Consider the following 18,094-nt stretch of genomic DNA (forward strand, 5'->3'; position numbering starts at 1 on the left):
ATGTACAGTAGGTTATGCCATGGTGGCAATCGTTTTGCGAAAACGAATGAGTGCGAGAGAAAAGAATACAGCACCAATAACAACAAGAACCGCAAATTGAGGCCAAACAATTTGGAAGCCAGCTCCGCGATATAAAATCGCTTGAGCAAGGCTAACAAAGTGCGTTGTCGGCATGGTTAACATAATGTCTTGAACAAGCTGAGGCATACTTTCTCGTGCTGTCATTCCGCCAGAAAGCATATTTAATGGCAATAACACTAAGATCATCAACAAACCAAACTGAGGCATGGAGCGTGCAATCGTCCCCATAAAAATACCAATCGACGTTGTCGCAAATAAACTCAAAGCCACCCCACACATAAACAATAAGATAGAGCCTTCGATTGGTACTTGTAGCAATGTTTTTACGACCAAAATTAAGGAAACACCAGACGCAATCAATACTACCAGCCCCATTGACCATATTTTCGACATCATAATTTCAAATGGCGTTAGTGGCATGACCATCAAATGTTCGACTGTACCGTGTTCCCGTTCGCGGATTAGTGCAGCCCCCGTTAAAACAATCGATAACATCGTAATATTATTAATGATTGCCATAACAGAACCAAACCAGGACTGTGTCAAGTTAGGGTTAAAGCGCATCCTCACTTCCAAATCAACAGGTAAACTTGCATTACTACGGTATTTTGCTAAAAATTCATTCACTTCCCCTAAGGTAATATTTTGAATATAACTATTTCCTAAGAAGGCTTGGCTCATCCTTGTTGCATCAATATTTACCTGAATTTCAGGATGCCGTCCTGCAAGCACATCACGTTGAAAATTAGGCGGAATATCTAGCGCAAAAGTATATGAACCACGATTTAACAAACCATCAATTTGATCTGGCGTGATATCCGCGGGTGGTAAGAAATAAGGCGCATAAAAGCTATTGATTATCCGATTTGATAACTGTGACTTATCTTGGTCAGCAATCGCAATGGGCGCATTATGTAAAGAGCCAGGAGTTACCGTTGCGGACGAATAGATCGATACCGTAAAAGCAAAGACAATCAACGCTAGCATTGCTTTATCGCGGCCTAAACTGCGTAACTCTTTGACTCCTAGGTTAAAAATATTCTGAATTTTACGGATCATCGCTATGCCTCCTGCTTTTTCAGGAATAAAACACTGAGCCCAATAACCAATGGAACAGTGATCAGTAATGGGATAAACGATGACTGTAAATCGAATAAATTTAGTCCCTTAGAGAAGGTTCCTCGCGTGATAGTTAAAAAGTGTGATGTTGGATAGACCATCCCAACCCAGCGGCCAATACCTTCCAATGATGAAACAGGGTCAATCATTCCTGAAAATTGTGTTGCTGGTATCAGAGTGATGATAGAAGTACCAAAAATTGCTGCAATTTGGCTTTTCATAAAGCATGAAATTAATAACCCCATTCCTGTTGCAATACTGATATACAAAAATGCGGCCAAGGTTAACGTCAGAAAACTACCTTTAAATTCAACACCAAATATATAGACGGACAGTATGCAAAGTAATACAAAGTTAAACATGCCTAATAAAATATAAGGGACCTGCTTTCCAAGTAAAAACTCTAATTTGGTGATCGGAGTGACATAAAGATTGATAATCGAACCAAGCTCTTTTTCCCGAACAACACTCAACGCGCTAAGCATTGCGGGGATCATCATTAATAATAATGGAATAACTGCGGGAACAATCGCCGGTAAACTACGAACATCTGGGTTATAACGATATCGAGTCTCAATGTCGATAGCTGGCATACCAGCAACGCCAACGGGTTGGCGAGCAGCCATCGTACTTAGCCATGCTAAGTGCATCGCTTGCACATAACCACGCACAGTTTCAGCGCGGTTTGGCATCGCACCATCAATCCACACGCCAATTTTAACGTTACTCCCTCGAGCAACATCCCTTGCAAAGTTAGGTGGGATCTCAATCGCAACGGTAATCTTACCGCTACGCATACCAGCCTCTAAATCATCATAATCTTTGATTGGGGGCTGTTCGATAAAGTAACGTGAACCTGCTAAGTTCAGCGTATATCCTTGACTTAACCCCGTTTGGTCGCGATCTAGTACGGAAAAACGTAAATTTTCGACATCCATGCTAATACCGTAACCCATGATAAACATAAGAATTACCGTTCCTAATAATGCCAGTGTTGAACGTACAGGGTCACGACGTAACTCCATGCCTTCCCGTATGGAATAGCTAAATAACCGACGCAAACTAAAACGTTTTTTCAATGCTTCAGTCGCTTGTTCTTTTAGTTCAGGGTCAACGTGGAACTCTGGCGCGGTCTCTTGTCCTTGTCCTGCATCCCCCACAGCATCCTGTAAATAGGCGATAAAGGTTTCTTCAAGCGTGCCAAGCCCTCTTTTCTTGGTCAAGTTAACAGGGGTATCACAATCTAAGACTTTACCTGCATGCATGAGTGAAATGCGGTCACAGCGCTCTGCTTCATTCATAAAGTGGGTAGAAATAAAAATAGTGACACCGTCACGTCTTGATAAGTCGACCATTAAATTCCAAAACATATCTCTGGCAACGGGGTCTACACCTGAAGTGGGTTCATCAAGGATTAACATTTCAGGTTCATGAATAACCGCGACAGCTAAAGATAGCCTTTGACGGATCCCCAAAGGCAAGTCGTCTGGCATGACGTCTCGCACATCATCAAGTTCAAAACGCTGGCACATTTCGTCAACTCGCTGAGGGATTTTATCCTCAGATATATGAAAAAGCTTGGCATGAAGCACAAGGTTCTGCTCAACACTCAATTCACTATATAGTGAAAATGCTTGTGACATATAGCCGACACGCTTACGTGTTTCGATATCTTTCGGATCTATTTCTTGACCAAATAGCCATGCTTGCCCTTCACTGGCTTGTAATAAACCCGTCAACATTTTCATAGTGGTTGATTTACCACAGCCATTAGACCCTAAGAAACCAAAAATCTCCCCTTTTGGGATCTTAAAATTCACATGGTCAACAGCGACGAAGTTACCAAAACGCATAGTTAGGTCTTGGGCTTCAATAGCAATAATATTGTCTTCTGTAGTATCACGTGGAGGGATCACGACTTTTTTGTGGCCACTGCGTTTTTCTTCAGGTAGTAATTCAATAAACGCAGCTTCAAGATCATCACATTGAGTTTGGGCTTTTAATTTAGATGCATGACCTGTAGCGAGCACCTTGCCATCATCCATTGCCACTAACCAATCAAAGCGTTCGGCCTCTTCCATATAAGCCGTTGCGACCAAAACGCTCATATTGGTTTGTCGCAAACGAATGCGGTCAATTAAATCCCAAAATTGCGCACGAGATAACGGGTCAACCCCTGTAGTAGGTTCATCCAAAATTAATAAATCGGGATCATGAATTAGCGCACAGCATAACCCAAGCTTTTGTTTCATCCCTCCTGATAACTTGCCTGCTGGACGGTCTTTAAATGGCGCAAGCCCTGTACTTTCAAGCAAATCCTGAATCCGATATTCACGCTCAGCTTTTGATTGGCCAAATAAGCGGCCAAAAAAGTCGACGTTTTCATAAACAGATAACGTATGGTAGAGGTTCTTCCCTAAACCTTGCGGCATGTAGGCGATGCGAGGGCAAACAGCTCTACGATGCTCAATATCACTCATATCACCATCAAGTACCGTTATTTGGCCTTGTTGAATCACTCTTGCCCCTGCAATCAGGGAGATCAGGCTTGATTTTCCTACACCATCAGGGCCAATCAACCCAACCATTTTTCTTGCTGGGATGGAAAGTACAATGTCATCCAACGCACAATTGTCACCATAATGTTGGCTGACATGTTGTATATCGATAATCACATCATCCATCAGTTTATTGGTCATTGTGGTAATCTCACCTCTAATTCAGCAGGCCAAGATTCATTAGGGTCTAAACGCACATAAGCTTTTCCGGGCAGCCCTGTTTTCACATATTCTAGATGTTGCTCTAATAATTCAGGCGAAATTCGTGCACGCACTCTGAACATTAATTTTAGGCGTTCATTTTGTGTTTCTACGGTTTTCGGTGTGAATTGAGCAACACTCGCCACGAAAGTGGTTTTGGCTGGGATCACGATATTTGGTGCAGCGTCAAGTATAATGTGAACATCACTGCCTAAGGCAACTTTTCCTGCATCTTCAGTCGGTAAGAAAAATGTCATATACACATCACTTAAATCGACCATGTTCAAGACTCGTCCGCCAGCGCCAAGTACCTCTCCAGGCTCAGCAACACGATATTGAATACGCCCGTTTCTTGGCGCTTTTAGAATACTGTCATCTAAGTCCGCAATAATACGGCGTTCCGTTGCTGTCGCTGCATCAACACGGTTTTTCGCTTGGACTATACCAGCGCTTGCAGAATCAATGGCTGATGTCGCGGCGGCAACTTGAGCTTTTGACGCTTCCAGTGCTGCACGAGAGCCTTGCATCTGTGCTGTATCATCATCGACTTGTTGCTGAGATACGGCGTTGGTTCTCACCAAAGCTCTAGAACGATTTAACCGTTTTTGCGCTGCGTCTAACTCCGCTTCACGTTGACGAACAACAGCCTGGGCTGCAACTTTTTCGCTTTTACGTTGCGCTAAAGCAGACTCGGCAGTGGTCACTGCACTGATGGCTTGGCGTAATTGTGCCTGTACTTCATGGAGTTGCTCTTGGAGTGCTCGCGTATCCATGCGAGCAAGTTCTTGCCCTTCTTTAACAAAATCCCCTTCTTTTACATTAATCGTTTCAATACGTCCTGCCGTCTTAGTGGCAATATCAATTTCTGTTGCTTCTATACGGCCGTTACTTTGAGCGAATCCAGCGGGTAGACCACCTGAATTAACATTCCAGTAATAGAAACCACCCGCAACAATAATTAATATTAAAATGATGTAAAAAGATACTTTTTGTTTATTTATTTTCATACCATCCCTTTCCATTAAATGAGAAAACAAGGAACAACAATTATTTTGATTATTAACCTGGTGATTATTAATAAAATGACATAACTGTCTCTATACGAAATAAATACCCTTAAAACTAAAAATATTATTTTTATTTAAAACTTGGCCAAGTAAGTGTTAGCACTACCATTAAATTGGCTATCTATTTAATTTAATGGCATTTTATCAACATTTGGTTTAAGTTTAGTTGCCTTATGTCACAAAAAAACAGAATAAACTCACAAAAATCAGGATAAGGCATTAATTGTACATATTTAATTCAAAATAAAAAAATAAAGCCAGTAACTTAATTTACTGGCTTTATTCAACGATGTTTGAATATGAATAAATATTAGCTTGCGAATGCAGCAATCACTTTTTCATCCATTCGGTAACGAACCCATTCATCTTGCGGTTCTGCGCCAATACTTTTATAAAAATCAATTGCTGGCTGGTTCCAATCTAAAACACTCCATTCCAGCCGTTGGCACTTTCGTTCTACGGCTAACACTGCAATATGCTTGAGTAACTTCTTTCCTGCACCCGCGCCACGAAAATCTGGGGAGACATACAAATCTTCTAAATAAATACCATTATTCCCTAACCATGTTGAATAACTCGTAAAAAATACGGCATACCCTGCTGGCTGACCATCCACATAACAGATTAAGGCTTCTGTGCTTGAATTCGCTCCAAATAAGGAATTTTCAATATCAGCTACCGTGGCTTTAACTTCGTGACGTGCTTTTTCATAATCTGCCAATTCAATGATCATATCTAATATCAAAGCAGCGTCATCACATGTTGCGGGTTTTATTTCTACGTTCATTTGGGGCTCTCTTGTTTTTTGAATCATGATTTTAAACGCTACATAGCAAGACCCCAATTCACAGCAATATTATTCATTTCTTCGCGCATGATATAAGTAACATTTATACCTGTATATGCTTTTTCCCATAATAATCAGAGAGCGCATTTTCGGACCTTGTTGGTTAAATAACATATTAGCTATAATTCTCTCATCGATTAACTAAATGAATATTAAGGAGGCTAATTTATGTTGTTGTGTGATCTTATTGAATATTCACACTTCTTTGGTAATCGCCAGAGCTCAGGCTTTCACAGTTTTATACTGCGATAACCCTGCCTGAGCGAAGCCACTAAAGAAAATCTTCCCTCAGCTTACTGGGTTGTCGTGACGACTATGCCCTGGCATTTTTATGCCTAAAATTTGAGTAAGCTATGAGCACTTTATTAACTGTAAAATCATTAAATTACGATACTTCAACCTCTACCTTATTAAGCGATATTTCTTTTACCATTCAACAAGGTGACCGCATTGGTTTAATTGGCCATAACGGGAGTGGAAAAAGTACATTATTGAAGCTAATAACCCAACAACTGTTTCCTAATAGTGGCAGTATTACCTATGCAAATCATTGTGTTACTGCTTATATTGAACAACATTTACCCGATAAAATCGCTTGTTTGACTCTGATTGATGCACTTGTTCAAAAACTCCCTGAACAAGATAAAGCCACTGAGCGCTGGCGGGCTGAAGTTTTATTATCAGAATTAGGTTTTACACCTGAACAATGGGAACAAAAAGCGAATGCAATCAGTGGAGGACAACATACACGTTTGCTGCTGGGGCGTGCTTTAATTGAACAACCCGATTTACTGTTACTCGATGAACCTAGTAATCATTTAGATTTGCCCACACTTATTTGGTTAGGTAATTTCTTACAGTCATGGAAAGGGAGTTTTGTGCTAATTTCCCATGACCAATCGTTATTAGATAAAGTCAGTAACTGTACTTGGATTTTACGAGATAAATCATTACATTTTTATCGGTTACCTTGCAGTGCAGCACGGCAAGCATTAAGTGAAAAAGACATCACTGATGCACGCCGTAATCAAGCAGAGCAAAAAGAAATTGACCGTATTGCATCAAGTGCCAAGCGTTTAGCGATTTGGGGGCATGTGTATGACAATGAAGCCTTATCACGCAAAGCTAAACAGATGGAAAAACATATTGACCGTCTTAAAGATGCCCAAACTGAGCTAACTGAAGGCTATCAATGGAAGCTTGCTTTAAATGGCAAAGCTATTCCTGCAGATAGAGTTTTAGAGTTGGAAAACACCGTTGTTTCAACACCGAATGGAAATCAGTTATTTAAAACGACATTTCATCAAGTGAAAAGTGGTGATCGTATCGCTATCATGGGAGCCAATGGCTGTGGTAAATCAACACTATTACGTCTACTTTGGCAACATTATCAACAAAATTTACGCTATAGCTCACAATTGAAGTTTCATCCAGCAATTCGTGCTGGTTATTATGACCAACAATTAGAGCAGTTAAATGATAATGATAGCCTATTAGATGCACTACGTCATTTTTCACCTTTAACCGATGAACAACGAAAAATGGCATTGATTGGAGCGGGGTTTGCCTATAATCGTCACCAACAGAAAGTGGCAACACTGAGCGGTGGTGAACGCGCTAGATTATTGTTTATTGGTTTAAGTTTAGCTCAGTATGAGTTGATTTTATTGGACGAACCTACCAATCACCTTGATCTAGAAGGCAAGGAAGCGCTTTGTGAGCAAATTAGCTTATTTTCTGGGGCATTATTGGTTGTAAGCCATGATAAATGGCTCATTGAAAATAGCTGCCAACGCTTCTGGTTTATCGATGATAATCGGCTAGAGGAATACCTTAATGCTGATGATATTTATCATAAAATCGAGCAGCAATCCCAGCAAGTGTTAACGTCTACGCTTGGGGAAAATGGCCCTTCTAAATCAACGATTGAAATTCTCAGTAAGGAAACTACTTATGAAGATGAGTTGTTAGAAACATTGCTGATATTGGAGCAAAAGCTACTTGCGGATCAAAAACGCAAATTAAGCCACCAAAAACCGCAATTACAGCAGCAGTGGATCAACGAAATAGCCCAAATACACGCTAAATTGGGCTTGTAACCGATACCCCTGGTTACGTTAAGTGATCAGGGGATTTTTTATGAAGTTATATATTGATATAGGATCATAGCTAAAGTTTACAAAATAATTATATGCACCCTAAAATTTACCTTATTGATGGAATAATAGAAGACTGAGTCGCGTTGTTCATCAATAAGAAAATAAATAAGGTTTATTCTTTATGTCTTTTAAGTGAATAAAGATTTTGTAAACTATCTAATTGGTTATTTTATTTTTTGTTTCTTTGCTCGCTTAAAATATGAAGTTGGCACATTAGGGCATACAACCTCTTTAAATTTAACGTCTTTATTCGTCTTCACAGACGGTTCATTTTCAGATGAAACCGGGGCGTTGCTCTGTGGTATTTTGCTTGTCTCTTTCATATATAAACGCTCTTTTGCTTGTATAATATCATTCGTTTTAGCCATTTGATTTTCCCTCTGCCACTAACACTGCATTGACTTGCTCAATACGTTCCACTGCTCGGTTAATGATCTCAACGACTCTTGTTGTCTCTTCTTTCGTCAACTGTTGTATCACGATTTGGTGTCTCAACAATGACTTAAATTTATCTACAGCGCATTCAATTTCATTAGCGAATTGATTACCTGCTTTTAATTCCTGAGCATATTTTAATTTTAGTTGAACTTCTGCCAATATTTCAGCTTTGAGTAATAAAAAACAGCGACCTTCTGGCGTTATGACATAACACTTACGCCCTTTTCCATTATCTTTACCCGCCGAAATAAACCCTAACTCCTCTAATAACGTCAAAGTTGGATATATCACACCTGGGCTTGGGCAATAAAAACCTGCCGTTTCTTCTGCAATTTTTTTTATTAACTCATAACCGTAATTAATTCCCCCTGTCAGTAAATGTAGGATATAAATCCTTAACTGTTTAGGGTTAAACATACGACTGACACTTTTACCGTTGCACAAACACGGCTCGAGTTGTTGTTCATTTGCCATTAAAATTCTCAGTGGTTATTTATATAAAAACCGATATATCTAATATGATAGTTACTTTTACAGAAAATGCCAGCTTTAGATATATCTATTTTTGTGCATAACGTGCTAATGATAATCATTCTTATATGGATTATACCGACTAAATGTCGACACAACAGTAAAAAATGTGCGGTAAATTGTCTAACTGAGTAAAGTTGGCAATAGATATGAAATTAACCTATTTTTGAAGTGATAAAGCCAGCCGTCGGTATGTTGGCTGGCTATAGAAGCGAAGTGCAATTACCCAATATTAGGTAATATGTTGAAAACAATCCCTAACTGAACACCAATGACTATAATTCCACAAATAAATACTAATGAAAGACCTAATCCACCGCCTAACACTTGATATTTCCGTTGGTTTAATGTTCTTGATTTAAATGCCATAGCACTAGGTAATAATAAAGCCAGTATTGAAAGTGCGATTGCGGCATACCCTAACGCCATCACAAACCCTTTAGGATAAAATAAAGCAAAAACTAGCGGTGGTCCAAAGGTGAGCAAACCTGTTTGTAGACGCCCTGAAGCATTATCTTGACGTTTAAATAAGTCTGCTAAAAAGTCAAATAACCCTAAAGCAACCCCAAGGAAAGATGTCGCTAGAGCCAAGCTCATGAACATTTGTGCAATTAACTCTGTTTTTCCTGATTGAGCCACATCCTTAATTGCATCTAATAGTCCATTAAGCCCTGCGTTTTCAGCCAAAATACCAACGAACGTGGTTGTACCAATACTCCCTAAGGTTGCGATTTGCCATAAAATATAAGCAATCAATGGGATAGCACTTCCGATGATAAAAATAACCCGCAATTTTTTGACATCCCCTCCCATGTATTTAACGATACTTGGGACGCTACCATGAAAACCAAATGAGGTAAAAAATACCGGTATCGCAGATAAAATGAGAATTTTTTCAGTTGGCGCAGCCAATAAATTTTGTTGCTCAACATGCGGTATCATTAATGCCAATATAATGACTAGGAAAACAATTTTTGCAGCAAATAAAATACGGTTGATAAAATCTACGGATGAAGTCCCGAAACATACAACGCCACCGCCAATGACGGTAAATACAACAATTCCCATCCAATCGGCCATTTCAATGGCAAAACTACTTTTTAAATTTGAAGTAATGATTTCCCCTGCACCACTGACATAAGCCGCTGTCAGTGCATACATAAGGAACATCATACTGAAACCCGTAATAAATTTGCCACTAGACCCTAAATACCGCTGCGCAACACTACCAATCCCCGTTTCGTGGGATTCATGTTGATAAACCTCGACCAAAAGCAATGCTGTGTAACACATCAATGCCCATAACACTAATAACATAGCCAAGCTAACTAAAAACCCATTACCCGCAGCCGCGATAGGCATAGCTAACATACCTGCGCCAATCGTAGTACCTGCAACAATAAATACACTACCAAGTGTGCGATTTTTCATATTGAGATCCTAACAATCAATTAAATATTAATTTTATAATTGGAATGATTTGACTTATTTTCTTCATTAATGAGTTGTTGCAGTTTATCTTCAAATATATTTTTTAACTCCGCCCAATAGGTTTCAAAATGTGCCCTATCACGCAAGCAATGCGTCATGATCGCTGCCCGTAGTACATAAATTGACCGCACTTTATGCCATTCGTTATCAGAGAACTGTGCATCTCGACATAAATTCAATGGATTATCACCATATTCGTCATAAGTTAGCGAAGTTGATGAGGTGAGAAAATCATTAGAATAACTCCGACCAGCTGCATAAGAGCATAATTCATATAGCCGCTTATTGAGCTGATTTTGCTTTTCTAAAGAGGTGTTTCCGATTTCACGAAACATAAAGTTAATCATGTGAAAATCAGGCGTAGGCATCGCTATAATTGAAAATTGACGCTCATCAATAATGAAAGGCTCACATTGATTAATTTTGTCAATCATCCAATTAGCGGTGATGATCCCTGCGGCAATCACTTTTCCATACCCTAAAACATTTAATGGGACTAAGCGGTGTGCAGCCCATACCGCTGCGGCGGTTGCGCCCGCTTTTGACCCTTCCATGATGGAAGAGCCAAGTAATACATTTTGCGTTTTTTCTGCTTTACGCTGTTTTTCTTGCACTTCTTCAAATACATAAGCGGCATGGTAAGAAACCAAATCTACAATCCGCTTATCTTTCATACAAATTGCCCCCGCCGCATACGGAATAAACCCCACTTTATGAGGGTCAACGGTAATAGAATCAGCTTGGCTTAATGCTTTAAAACTTTCATACACATCGCGTTTTGGCCACACCATATTTTCAGGGAAAATTCCTTCACTATGATACCGTTGGATTAAATTCTCATACTCCATAAATTGATTTTCTTCATCACGAAACATCGCACAAGCGTATCCCGCATAAGCAGCATCGATATGCACATAAAAAGAAACACCAAAACGTTGCTCACATTCACGTCGTAGCTCAATGACTTCTTTGACATTGTCAATTGCGCCAGTTTCTGTGGTTCCCATAACGGCAACGACTGCTAAAATAGGCTCTTCTTGCTCAATCAATGCAAATACGGTTTCACGCATTTTACACACATCCGTTCGATAACTTGCATCAACGGGTAGTTGCACAATATTCTGTTGGCCTAAACCAAGGATATCCATCGCTTTCATCCATGAATAATGTTTAGACTGGGGAACCAATAACTTACCAAGTTTTCCTTGCTCTACTCCAACTCCACGGCAGGTTAAATCACGAATTTCCTCAAAAATTTGCTGTTTCTTTAATTCGTCAATTAAGTCTAGAACTGTAGATACTGAAAGATTGAGCAACTCTTTTTCGGTTTTCCCCTTTAGCAAGTATTGGGATTTTGGGTGCTGCATAACCGCCAACGGTAGTGTTTTAATATTTCTAGCCACCCATAATCCTTCATAGTTAGCTACTGTCCCACCTGATGTAATATGCCCCCAAGCATGTTGTACGTCATAACCAAACATGGCACATAAATCTAATCCGGCCTCTATTTCTAAAACGGTTGTCGTCGGAGAAGATTCTTGTGCACAATTATTAGGGTTGTACATCATCGCCATAACATAAGCTAAATTAGAAATCATCAGCGTATCTGCATTCATATGGCCCATATAACGTGGAGAGAACCATGGAACTGATGTTGTTTTTAATTTTGAAGAGAGTTGATTAAGAATACCTTCTGTACGATATAACGTATCTCGGTATTCAGGGGCATAGCGGTCAACGGTAGAGATAAGATCAGGGTCTTCTGGATGATAGCTAGAGCGCCAATGCATGTGTTCACTCACTGAATATTCCATCATTTCTTTAAAAAAGACAGCATTTTCAGATTTAGGGCCTAAAAACAATGCATCTACATTCATCTTTGCATTTTTAAAATTATTCATCATTACTACACCTTCAAACTGCAATTAGCAGCCGCTAGTTGCATTTAAGTCACTTAACTTAATATCATTGGAAAGTGCATAACGGGCTGTGTTTATATAAAAAATATCAATATATTAATGATATACATTTAAAAATATCAATATATTAATGATATACATTTAAAAATATCATTTAAGGATTACTTATTGATAAACAAACCGTTAATGGCCAACTTGTTTATAGATATAATCTATTTTTATTAAATTATTAACAAACCAATTGGAATTTCATTCTAATTTGTGGACGAGCACAAAAAATCAAAATTTAGTTAACTGTAAAGAGATATTTACGCTAAAAAGACTTGATTATGTGAATTATTTGTTATAAATAGACTGGTTTTTACTATTATAAATATATCGTAATACAACAATAAAAACCAGATTAAAAAATTATAGTCAATTGTTTATTAGGATAATTTTACCAGTAAGGTCACCTGATTCCATATACTCATGAGCGTCTTTTACTTGGGCTAAAGGGTAGATCTTGTTAACAATAGGTTTAATTTCACCTTTTTGTAACATTCCCCAAACTTGTTCTTTGAGCTCTTGTGCGATCAAAACTTTTTCTTCAATAGTTCGAGAACGCATTGTTGATCCCGTATGAGTTAATCTTTTTACCATTAAAGGCATCATATTTAACTCTTTAGGGTTACCTTTCATCATACCAATTTGAATTATTCGTCCAAATTTAGCAGCAACTTGATAATTTTTCGCAACATAATCACCACCGATAATATCTACGACCATATCAACACCTCGAGAAGAGGTATAATTGAGTGTTGCTTCAACAAAATCATCGTTTCTGTAGTTAATAACACAATTTGCGCCTAACGATTTTGCAACTTGAACTTTGTCTTCTGAACCAACAGTAGTAATCACTGTTGCGCCAAAGGCTTTTGCTAACATAATCGCCACGCTACCAATTCCCGATGTTCCACCGTGAATAAGTACCGTTTCGTCTTTTTTAAGTTTGCCTATTTGAAAAACATTTGCCCAAACAGTGAAAAAGTTTTCAGGTATCGCTGCACCCTCGATAAAAGATAAATTCCCTAACGGTAAGGCTATGTTTTTATGCACTAAACAATATTCTGCATAACCTCCCCCGGCAACCAGTCCACAAACTTTGTCTCCGAGCTGCCATTCCTCTACATCATCCGCCTTGGCAACTATAGTTCCTGCAATTTCAAGCCCCATAATCGGAGAAGCATCTGCCGGTGGAGGATAAGACCCCTTACGCTGAAAAATATCAGGGCGATTAACCCCCGCAGCTTCCACCTTAACGAGCAAATACCCTGCAGAAATTCTAGGTAACGGTATATCAATTAATCGCAGCTTTTCTGGTCCACCAGGTTCTATAATGTCTACAACTGTCATCGAGGTGGGTAAAGACTGTTGGATAAGTGCCATTATATTCTCCTTTTTGAGGTTAATTTGAAAAATTGATATTCCTAAATTTATTTTTGTGTTAAATTAATGCTAATTAGTTTAATATTTCGTGCTTAATTACGACAGTTTAGAGTAGTAACTACTATGATGATGTAAGTCATCTTTTTATCGTTTAGAGGCTAAAATTTAATCTATATCAAATTATATACTTAGTAATCTTCTTTAATTTAGCATGAATATCTAAATTCACTAATTTCTCACATGCCTTCTGATTGGCTTTTTTGTTTATTAAGTCGATTCTGTCATACATTACTACTTACTAGTTGCATTATCTTATGTTAAAATTGACTCATATCAATAATTTTAACTTGATTGAGCCTTAAATATGATCCCAGAAAAAAGAGTTGTTCGTCGCATCCAGTCTGGTGGTTGTGCTATTCATTGCCAGGACTGCAGTATTAGCCAACTTTGCATTCCTTTTACGCTGAATGAACATGAACTGGATCAACTTGATAATATTATCGAACGCAAGAAACCAATTCAAAAAGGCCAAGCTTTATTTAAAGCAGGCGATGAATTGCGTTCATTATATGCTATCCGCTCAGGTACAATAAAAAGCTATACAATAACCGAAGAAGGCGATGAGCAAATTACTGGTTTTCACTTAGCAGGAGACCTTGTTGGCTTTGATGCTATCATTCATACACAGCACCCAAGTTTTGCACAAGCACTTGAAACTTCAATGGTTTGTGAAATACCTTTTGAAACCTTAGACGACTTATCAGGCAAAATGCCTAATTTACGTCAGCAAATTATGCGTTTAATGAGCGGTGAAATTAAAGGTGATCAAGAAATGATCCTTTTATTATCTAAGAAAAATGCGGAAGAGCGTTTAGCTGCATTTATTCTTAACCTCTCTCACCGCTTTGCGGAACGTGGTTTTTCACCAAGAGAATTTAGATTAACCATGACTCGTGGAGATATCGGTAATTATCTTGGCTTAACAGTTGAAACCATTAGTCGCCTTTTAGGACGTTTCCAGAAAAGTGGCATGCTAAGTGTTAAAGGTAAGTACATCACTATCGAGGATATGGCTAAACTGACTGATATCGCTGGTAAAGTTTCAGCAATTACATGCTAATATCCCTAAACGGATCACGTTATCAGTGATCCGTTTTCATTTTTTTCTCCAGATTTCTTGCCTATTTAATCTCAATATCATAGTTTATCTATATGGAAATATCCGTGTATCGAGAGGATTTCAATATGGCAAACTATAAAAACCTGCTAGTTGCAATTGACCCAAATCAGGATGATCAACCTGCATTAAGACGTGCTGTCTACATCGTGCAGCGTAATGGTGGACGGATAAAAGCGTTTTTGCCTATCTACGACCTTTCCTATGACATGACAACATTACTGTCCCCTGAAGAGCGTAATGCCATGCGTAAAGGTGTAATAAGCCAAAAAGCAGCGTGGATCAAACAACAAGCTCATTTCTATCTTGAAGCAGGCATTGATATTGAAATTAAAGTTATTTGGCACAACAAGCCATATGAGGCCATTATTCAGGAGGTTATCAGTGGTGAACATGACTTATTACTGAAAATGGCACATCAAACCGATAATTTCGAGTCAATTATTTTTACCCCGTTAGACTGGCACTTACTCCGAAAATGTCCTGCTCCCGTCTGGATGGTGAAAGATAAAGTATGGCCAGACCACGGTTCAGTGGTTGTTGCCGTTAATTTATCAAATGAGGAATCTTATCACGATGACCTCAATATCAAATTGGTCGAAAAAACAAAAGACTTAGCAACACGCATTATTAAAGAACAGGAAATTCATTTAGTAAGCGCATATCCTGTTGCCCCAATGAATATTGCCATAGAGTTGCCCGATTTCGACCCGAGCTTATATAACAACGCACTACGTGGCCAACATTTAATTGCGATGAAAGAGCTACGGCAAAAATTTGGGATTGATGAAAAGTACACCCATGTCCGTGAAGGTCTACCTGAGAAAATTATTCCTGACATGTGTGAAGAATTACATGCGGGGGTTGTGGTGCTGGGTATTTTAGGCCGTACAGGCATTTCAGCGGCTTTTTTGGGGAATACCGCGGAGCATGTCATCGATAAGCTAAAATGTGATTTATTAGCGATTAAACCTGACGGTTTTGTTTGTCCTATCAACCCTGCTGATGATGATTAACTAATCATCTAAAACTTATTAATCCCCAATAATATTTATGTTATTGGGGATTAATTTAATCATGGCTAAGTTATTGCTGAACTGAACTTTGACTAAGTATCGGCCAAGCTTGCATCGCATTAAAAATGACTTGATTAAGTCTTTCAAGATCAATTCCATCACAAGCTTGTATGGTAAAACCATCAATTACCGTTATATAAAAATCAACGATAGCTTCAATCGGCGCATCTGGAGCAACATCACCATCATCAATGCCTTTACGCATACGTGCCAGTAGAATTTCCTGATAACTTTTCCGTTTTTCTTGGACGTTTAATTGCACATCTTCGATTTGCTTTGACCCATTCATTGTCGCTGTAATCAGCATACAACCCGCGGGCTTGTTTGGCTGAATTAGCCTTTTAGCGCTTTCATACATCAGTAATTCAATTGCAATTTTCGCTGTTTTAGCTTGCTTTACAATAGACAAAATAGGACAAGCTTCATTCATCAAATAATAATCAATACATTGATTAAACAACGATGCTTTATCACCAAAAGCACAGTAAAGGCTAGGCGCTGTGATACCTAGCTCTTGAGTTAAATCGCTAATTGAGGTTGCAACATAGCCATTTCGCCAAAACAATAGCATGGCTTTAGCTAGTGCAGCTTGTTGGTCAAAGCCTTTAGGCCGCCCGCGTTTTATTTGATTCATATTCTCACTTTACTCGCAGTCAATTCACTATACCACAACTATTTTATAGTGATCATTATAAAAATAATTGACAACGTCTAAATTCACATAAACAATAGCGCCATGATTTTATAGCGGTCACTATAAAATCATTCTTTTTTGTAAACTACTTAATTTTCATGGAAAGCGCATGACAACAACTCATATTTCTTCGCACAATGGTAACTGGCTTTCACTATTATCTGCAACTTTTGCTTGCTTCATTATTGTTACTGGTGAGTTTTTAGCCATTAGTGTGCTAAATAACATCGCTTATGATTTTCAAATATCAACAGGTACCGCAGGGCTTACAGTCACTGTCACATCTATCGCAGGTATGGCATCCTCCCTATTCGTCCCCATTTATGCCAAAAATATCGATAGACGCCAAGTCTTACTTTTCTTAGTTGCTCTCATGATATTAGCTAATGCAATTACGGCTTTCGCGTCTAATTTTAGCTTAGTTTTATTAGGTCGATTCGCATTAGGAATTGCACTAGGGGGTTTTTGGGGAGTTGCAGCAGGCTTAGTGATACGTCTAGCACCTAAAAATATGTCAATTACCACATCCGTAACAATATTCTTTTCAGCTGTCACATTAGTCACCGTGCTCGGAGTACCTCTAGGCGCTTGGTTATCCGATAACTATGGTTGGAGAATGCCTTATATTGCGCTGGTTATTGCAGGTGCTGTCGCGTTTTTAATGCAGTATTTCTCTTTACCATCATTAAAACCTTCTTCGTCTATGCAATGGAAGGAATTGTTATTGATGCCTTCGCACCCTATTGCGCGTAAAGGGTTAATTATATTCACACTGATTTTTTTAGCACATTTCTCTGCGTATAATTATTTTACGGTGTTCTTTAAACAAACTGCAGGTTTTATCGAAGGACAAATTTCAGCATTATTGCTCTTTTTTGGAGTGGCCAGCGTAGTTGGCAATATACTGGCGGGTTATGTTGGAAAATATAATGTTCGTTATAATTTCGCGATTAGTGCACTTTTATTAGCCTTAGCTTTTCTCGCATTATCTGTTTTAGATTTTAATTGGGCGACCAGTATCATATTTGTTTTTTCATGGGGGATCGCTGCGGGTATGGTTCCTGCAACAATCAATATGTGGATGCACGTTCATGTTCCGGAATTAACCGAGAAAGGTTCCGCCCTTATTACCTTTATGTTTTTAATTCTAATTACTATTGGCAGTCTAGTAGGAGGATACGTCATGGACCATTTCAATGGCGGAGTTCTCATGATGAGCATGCTGACTATATCTACATTTGCGTTTTTATTAGTGTTTACTTTTGCTCGAGGGTTAACCAATTGTGCTCGATTTTGCCTCAAATGATG

14 protein-coding genes are annotated in these 18,094 nt (G+C 38.7%); 4 read left to right on the forward strand and 10 right to left on the reverse strand.

The genetic code is table 11. The features are described from left to right. Nucleotides 1–12: 12 nt before the first annotated feature. The 4 genes from M1F26_RS09965 to M1F26_RS09980 form a co-directional block, all read right to left on the reverse strand. The gene (locus M1F26_RS09965; RefSeq protein ID WP_164456325.1) at nucleotides 13–1,137 is read right to left on the reverse strand and encodes an ABC transporter permease; all 1,125 of its coding nucleotides are present in this window, start codon (nucleotides 1,135–1,137) and stop codon (nucleotides 13–15) included. 5 nt (nucleotides 1,138–1,142) lie between these two features. Beyond that, the gene (gene rbbA / locus M1F26_RS09970; protein WP_140172458.1) at nucleotides 1,143–3,899 is read right to left on the reverse strand and encodes a ribosome-associated ATPase/putative transporter RbbA; all 2,757 of its coding nucleotides are present in this window, start codon (nucleotides 3,897–3,899) and stop codon (nucleotides 1,143–1,145) included. Then, entirely contained in the window at nucleotides 3,896–4,966 is a 1,071-nt protein-coding gene (locus M1F26_RS09975) for an HlyD family secretion protein (RefSeq protein ID WP_036957769.1), read from the reverse strand. Before M1F26_RS09975 ends, rbbA begins: the two co-directional genes overlap by 4 nt. Nucleotides 4,967–5,336: 370 nt before the next feature. After that, nucleotides 5,337–5,813 (reverse strand): GNAT family N-acetyltransferase, encoded by a 477-nt coding sequence (locus tag M1F26_RS09980; RefSeq protein WP_036957770.1) that lies wholly within the window; start codon nucleotides 5,811–5,813, stop codon nucleotides 5,337–5,339. A gap of 413 nt (nucleotides 5,814–6,226) precedes the next feature. Here M1F26_RS09980 and M1F26_RS09985 point away from each other — a divergent pair, with 413 nt between their 5' ends. Continuing rightward, nucleotides 6,227–7,972 (forward strand): ABC-F family ATP-binding cassette domain-containing protein, encoded by a 1,746-nt coding sequence (locus M1F26_RS09985; protein ID WP_140172457.1) that lies wholly within the window; start codon nucleotides 6,227–6,229, stop codon nucleotides 7,970–7,972. Between the two features lie 224 nt (nucleotides 7,973–8,196). On the opposite strand, the gene M1F26_RS09990 is transcribed toward M1F26_RS09985, so the two are convergent. From M1F26_RS09990 to M1F26_RS10010, 5 genes are all read right to left on the reverse strand, one after another. After that, nucleotides 8,197–8,400: a hypothetical protein gene (locus tag M1F26_RS09990; protein ID WP_004254804.1), complete on the reverse strand. Its 204-nt coding sequence runs from the start codon at nucleotides 8,398–8,400 to the stop codon at nucleotides 8,197–8,199. Then, on the reverse strand, nucleotides 8,393–8,944 hold the full coding sequence (locus M1F26_RS09995) for a PadR family transcriptional regulator (RefSeq protein WP_004254808.1): 552 nt from the start codon (nucleotides 8,942–8,944) through the stop codon (nucleotides 8,393–8,395). The genes M1F26_RS09990 and M1F26_RS09995 overlap by 8 nt, the downstream gene beginning before the upstream one ends. 279 nt (nucleotides 8,945–9,223) lie before the next feature. Then, the gene (tyrP, locus tag M1F26_RS10000) at nucleotides 9,224–10,432 is read right to left on the reverse strand and encodes a tyrosine transporter TyrP (protein ID WP_140172456.1); all 1,209 of its coding nucleotides are present in this window, start codon (nucleotides 10,430–10,432) and stop codon (nucleotides 9,224–9,226) included. Between the two features lie 20 nt (nucleotides 10,433–10,452). Beyond that, nucleotides 10,453–12,393 carry a pyridoxal phosphate-dependent decarboxylase family protein gene (locus tag M1F26_RS10005; RefSeq protein WP_140172494.1) on the reverse strand — a complete coding sequence of 647 codons (1,941 nt, stop codon included), beginning with the start codon at nucleotides 12,391–12,393 and terminating at the stop codon, nucleotides 10,453–10,455. A 435-nt stretch (nucleotides 12,394–12,828) separates the two neighbouring features. After that, nucleotides 12,829–13,839: an NAD(P)H-quinone oxidoreductase gene (locus M1F26_RS10010; protein WP_140172455.1), complete on the reverse strand. Its 1,011-nt coding sequence runs from the start codon at nucleotides 13,837–13,839 to the stop codon at nucleotides 12,829–12,831. A 364-nt stretch (nucleotides 13,840–14,203) separates the two neighbouring features. On the opposite strand from M1F26_RS10010, the gene M1F26_RS10015 reads away from it, so the two are divergent. After that, the gene (locus M1F26_RS10015; RefSeq protein ID WP_004254821.1) at nucleotides 14,204–14,959 is read left to right on the forward strand and encodes an FNR family transcription factor; all 756 of its coding nucleotides are present in this window, start codon (nucleotides 14,204–14,206) and stop codon (nucleotides 14,957–14,959) included. A 125-nt stretch (nucleotides 14,960–15,084) separates the two neighbouring features. Further along, nucleotides 15,085–16,032: a universal stress protein UspE gene (gene uspE / locus M1F26_RS10020; RefSeq protein ID WP_140172454.1), complete on the forward strand. Its 948-nt coding sequence runs from the start codon at nucleotides 15,085–15,087 to the stop codon at nucleotides 16,030–16,032. 70 nt (nucleotides 16,033–16,102) lie between these two features. Here uspE and M1F26_RS10025 read toward each other — a convergent pair whose 3' ends face one another. Next, on the reverse strand, nucleotides 16,103–16,726 hold the full coding sequence (locus M1F26_RS10025; protein WP_140172453.1) for a TetR/AcrR family transcriptional regulator: 624 nt from the start codon (nucleotides 16,724–16,726) through the stop codon (nucleotides 16,103–16,105). A 169-nt stretch (nucleotides 16,727–16,895) separates the two neighbouring features. Here M1F26_RS10025 and M1F26_RS10030 point away from each other — a divergent pair, with 169 nt between their 5' ends. Further along, on the forward strand, nucleotides 16,896–18,092 hold the full coding sequence (locus M1F26_RS10030; protein WP_140172452.1) for an MFS transporter: 1,197 nt from the start codon (nucleotides 16,896–16,898) through the stop codon (nucleotides 18,090–18,092). Nucleotides 18,093–18,094 lie beyond the last annotated feature (2 nt).

It is taken from the genome of Providencia sp. PROV048 (assembly GCF_033688165.1).
Classification (GTDB): Bacteria; Pseudomonadota; Gammaproteobacteria; order Enterobacterales; family Enterobacteriaceae; genus Providencia; species Providencia hangzhouensis.

What these genes read in the sequence shown, in the direction of transcription:
- M1F26_RS09975 (WP_036957769.1), bottom strand. Translation starts at nt 4,966, where the DNA reads ATGAAAATAAATAAACAAAAAGTATCTTTTTACATCATTTTAATATTA.
- M1F26_RS10015 (WP_004254821.1), top strand. Translation starts at nt 14,204, where the DNA reads ATGATCCCAGAAAAAAGAGTTGTTCGTCGCATCCAGTCTGGTGGTTGT.
- rbbA (WP_140172458.1), bottom strand. Translation starts at nt 3,899, where the DNA reads ATGACCAATAAACTGATGGATGATGTGATTATCGATATACAACATGTC.
- M1F26_RS10005 (WP_140172494.1), bottom strand. Translation starts at nt 12,393, where the DNA reads ATGAATAATTTTAAAAATGCAAAGATGAATGTAGATGCATTGTTTTTA.
- uspE (WP_140172454.1), top strand. Translation starts at nt 15,085, where the DNA reads ATGGCAAACTATAAAAACCTGCTAGTTGCAATTGACCCAAATCAGGAT.
- M1F26_RS10010 (WP_140172455.1), bottom strand. Translation starts at nt 13,839, where the DNA reads ATGGCACTTATCCAACAGTCTTTACCCACCTCGATGACAGTTGTAGAC.
- M1F26_RS09985 (WP_140172457.1), top strand. Translation starts at nt 6,227, where the DNA reads ATGAGCACTTTATTAACTGTAAAATCATTAAATTACGATACTTCAACC.
- M1F26_RS10025 (WP_140172453.1), bottom strand. Translation starts at nt 16,726, where the DNA reads ATGAATCAAATAAAACGCGGGCGGCCTAAAGGCTTTGACCAACAAGCT.
- M1F26_RS09990 (WP_004254804.1), bottom strand. Translation starts at nt 8,400, where the DNA reads ATGGCTAAAACGAATGATATTATACAAGCAAAAGAGCGTTTATATATG.
- tyrP (WP_140172456.1), bottom strand. Translation starts at nt 10,432, where the DNA reads ATGAAAAATCGCACACTTGGTAGTGTATTTATTGTTGCAGGTACTACG.
- M1F26_RS10030 (WP_140172452.1), top strand. Translation starts at nt 16,896, where the DNA reads ATGACAACAACTCATATTTCTTCGCACAATGGTAACTGGCTTTCACTA.
- M1F26_RS09995 (WP_004254808.1), bottom strand. Translation starts at nt 8,944, where the DNA reads ATGGCAAATGAACAACAACTCGAGCCGTGTTTGTGCAACGGTAAAAGT.
- M1F26_RS09980 (WP_036957770.1), bottom strand. Translation starts at nt 5,813, where the DNA reads ATGAACGTAGAAATAAAACCCGCAACATGTGATGACGCTGCTTTGATA.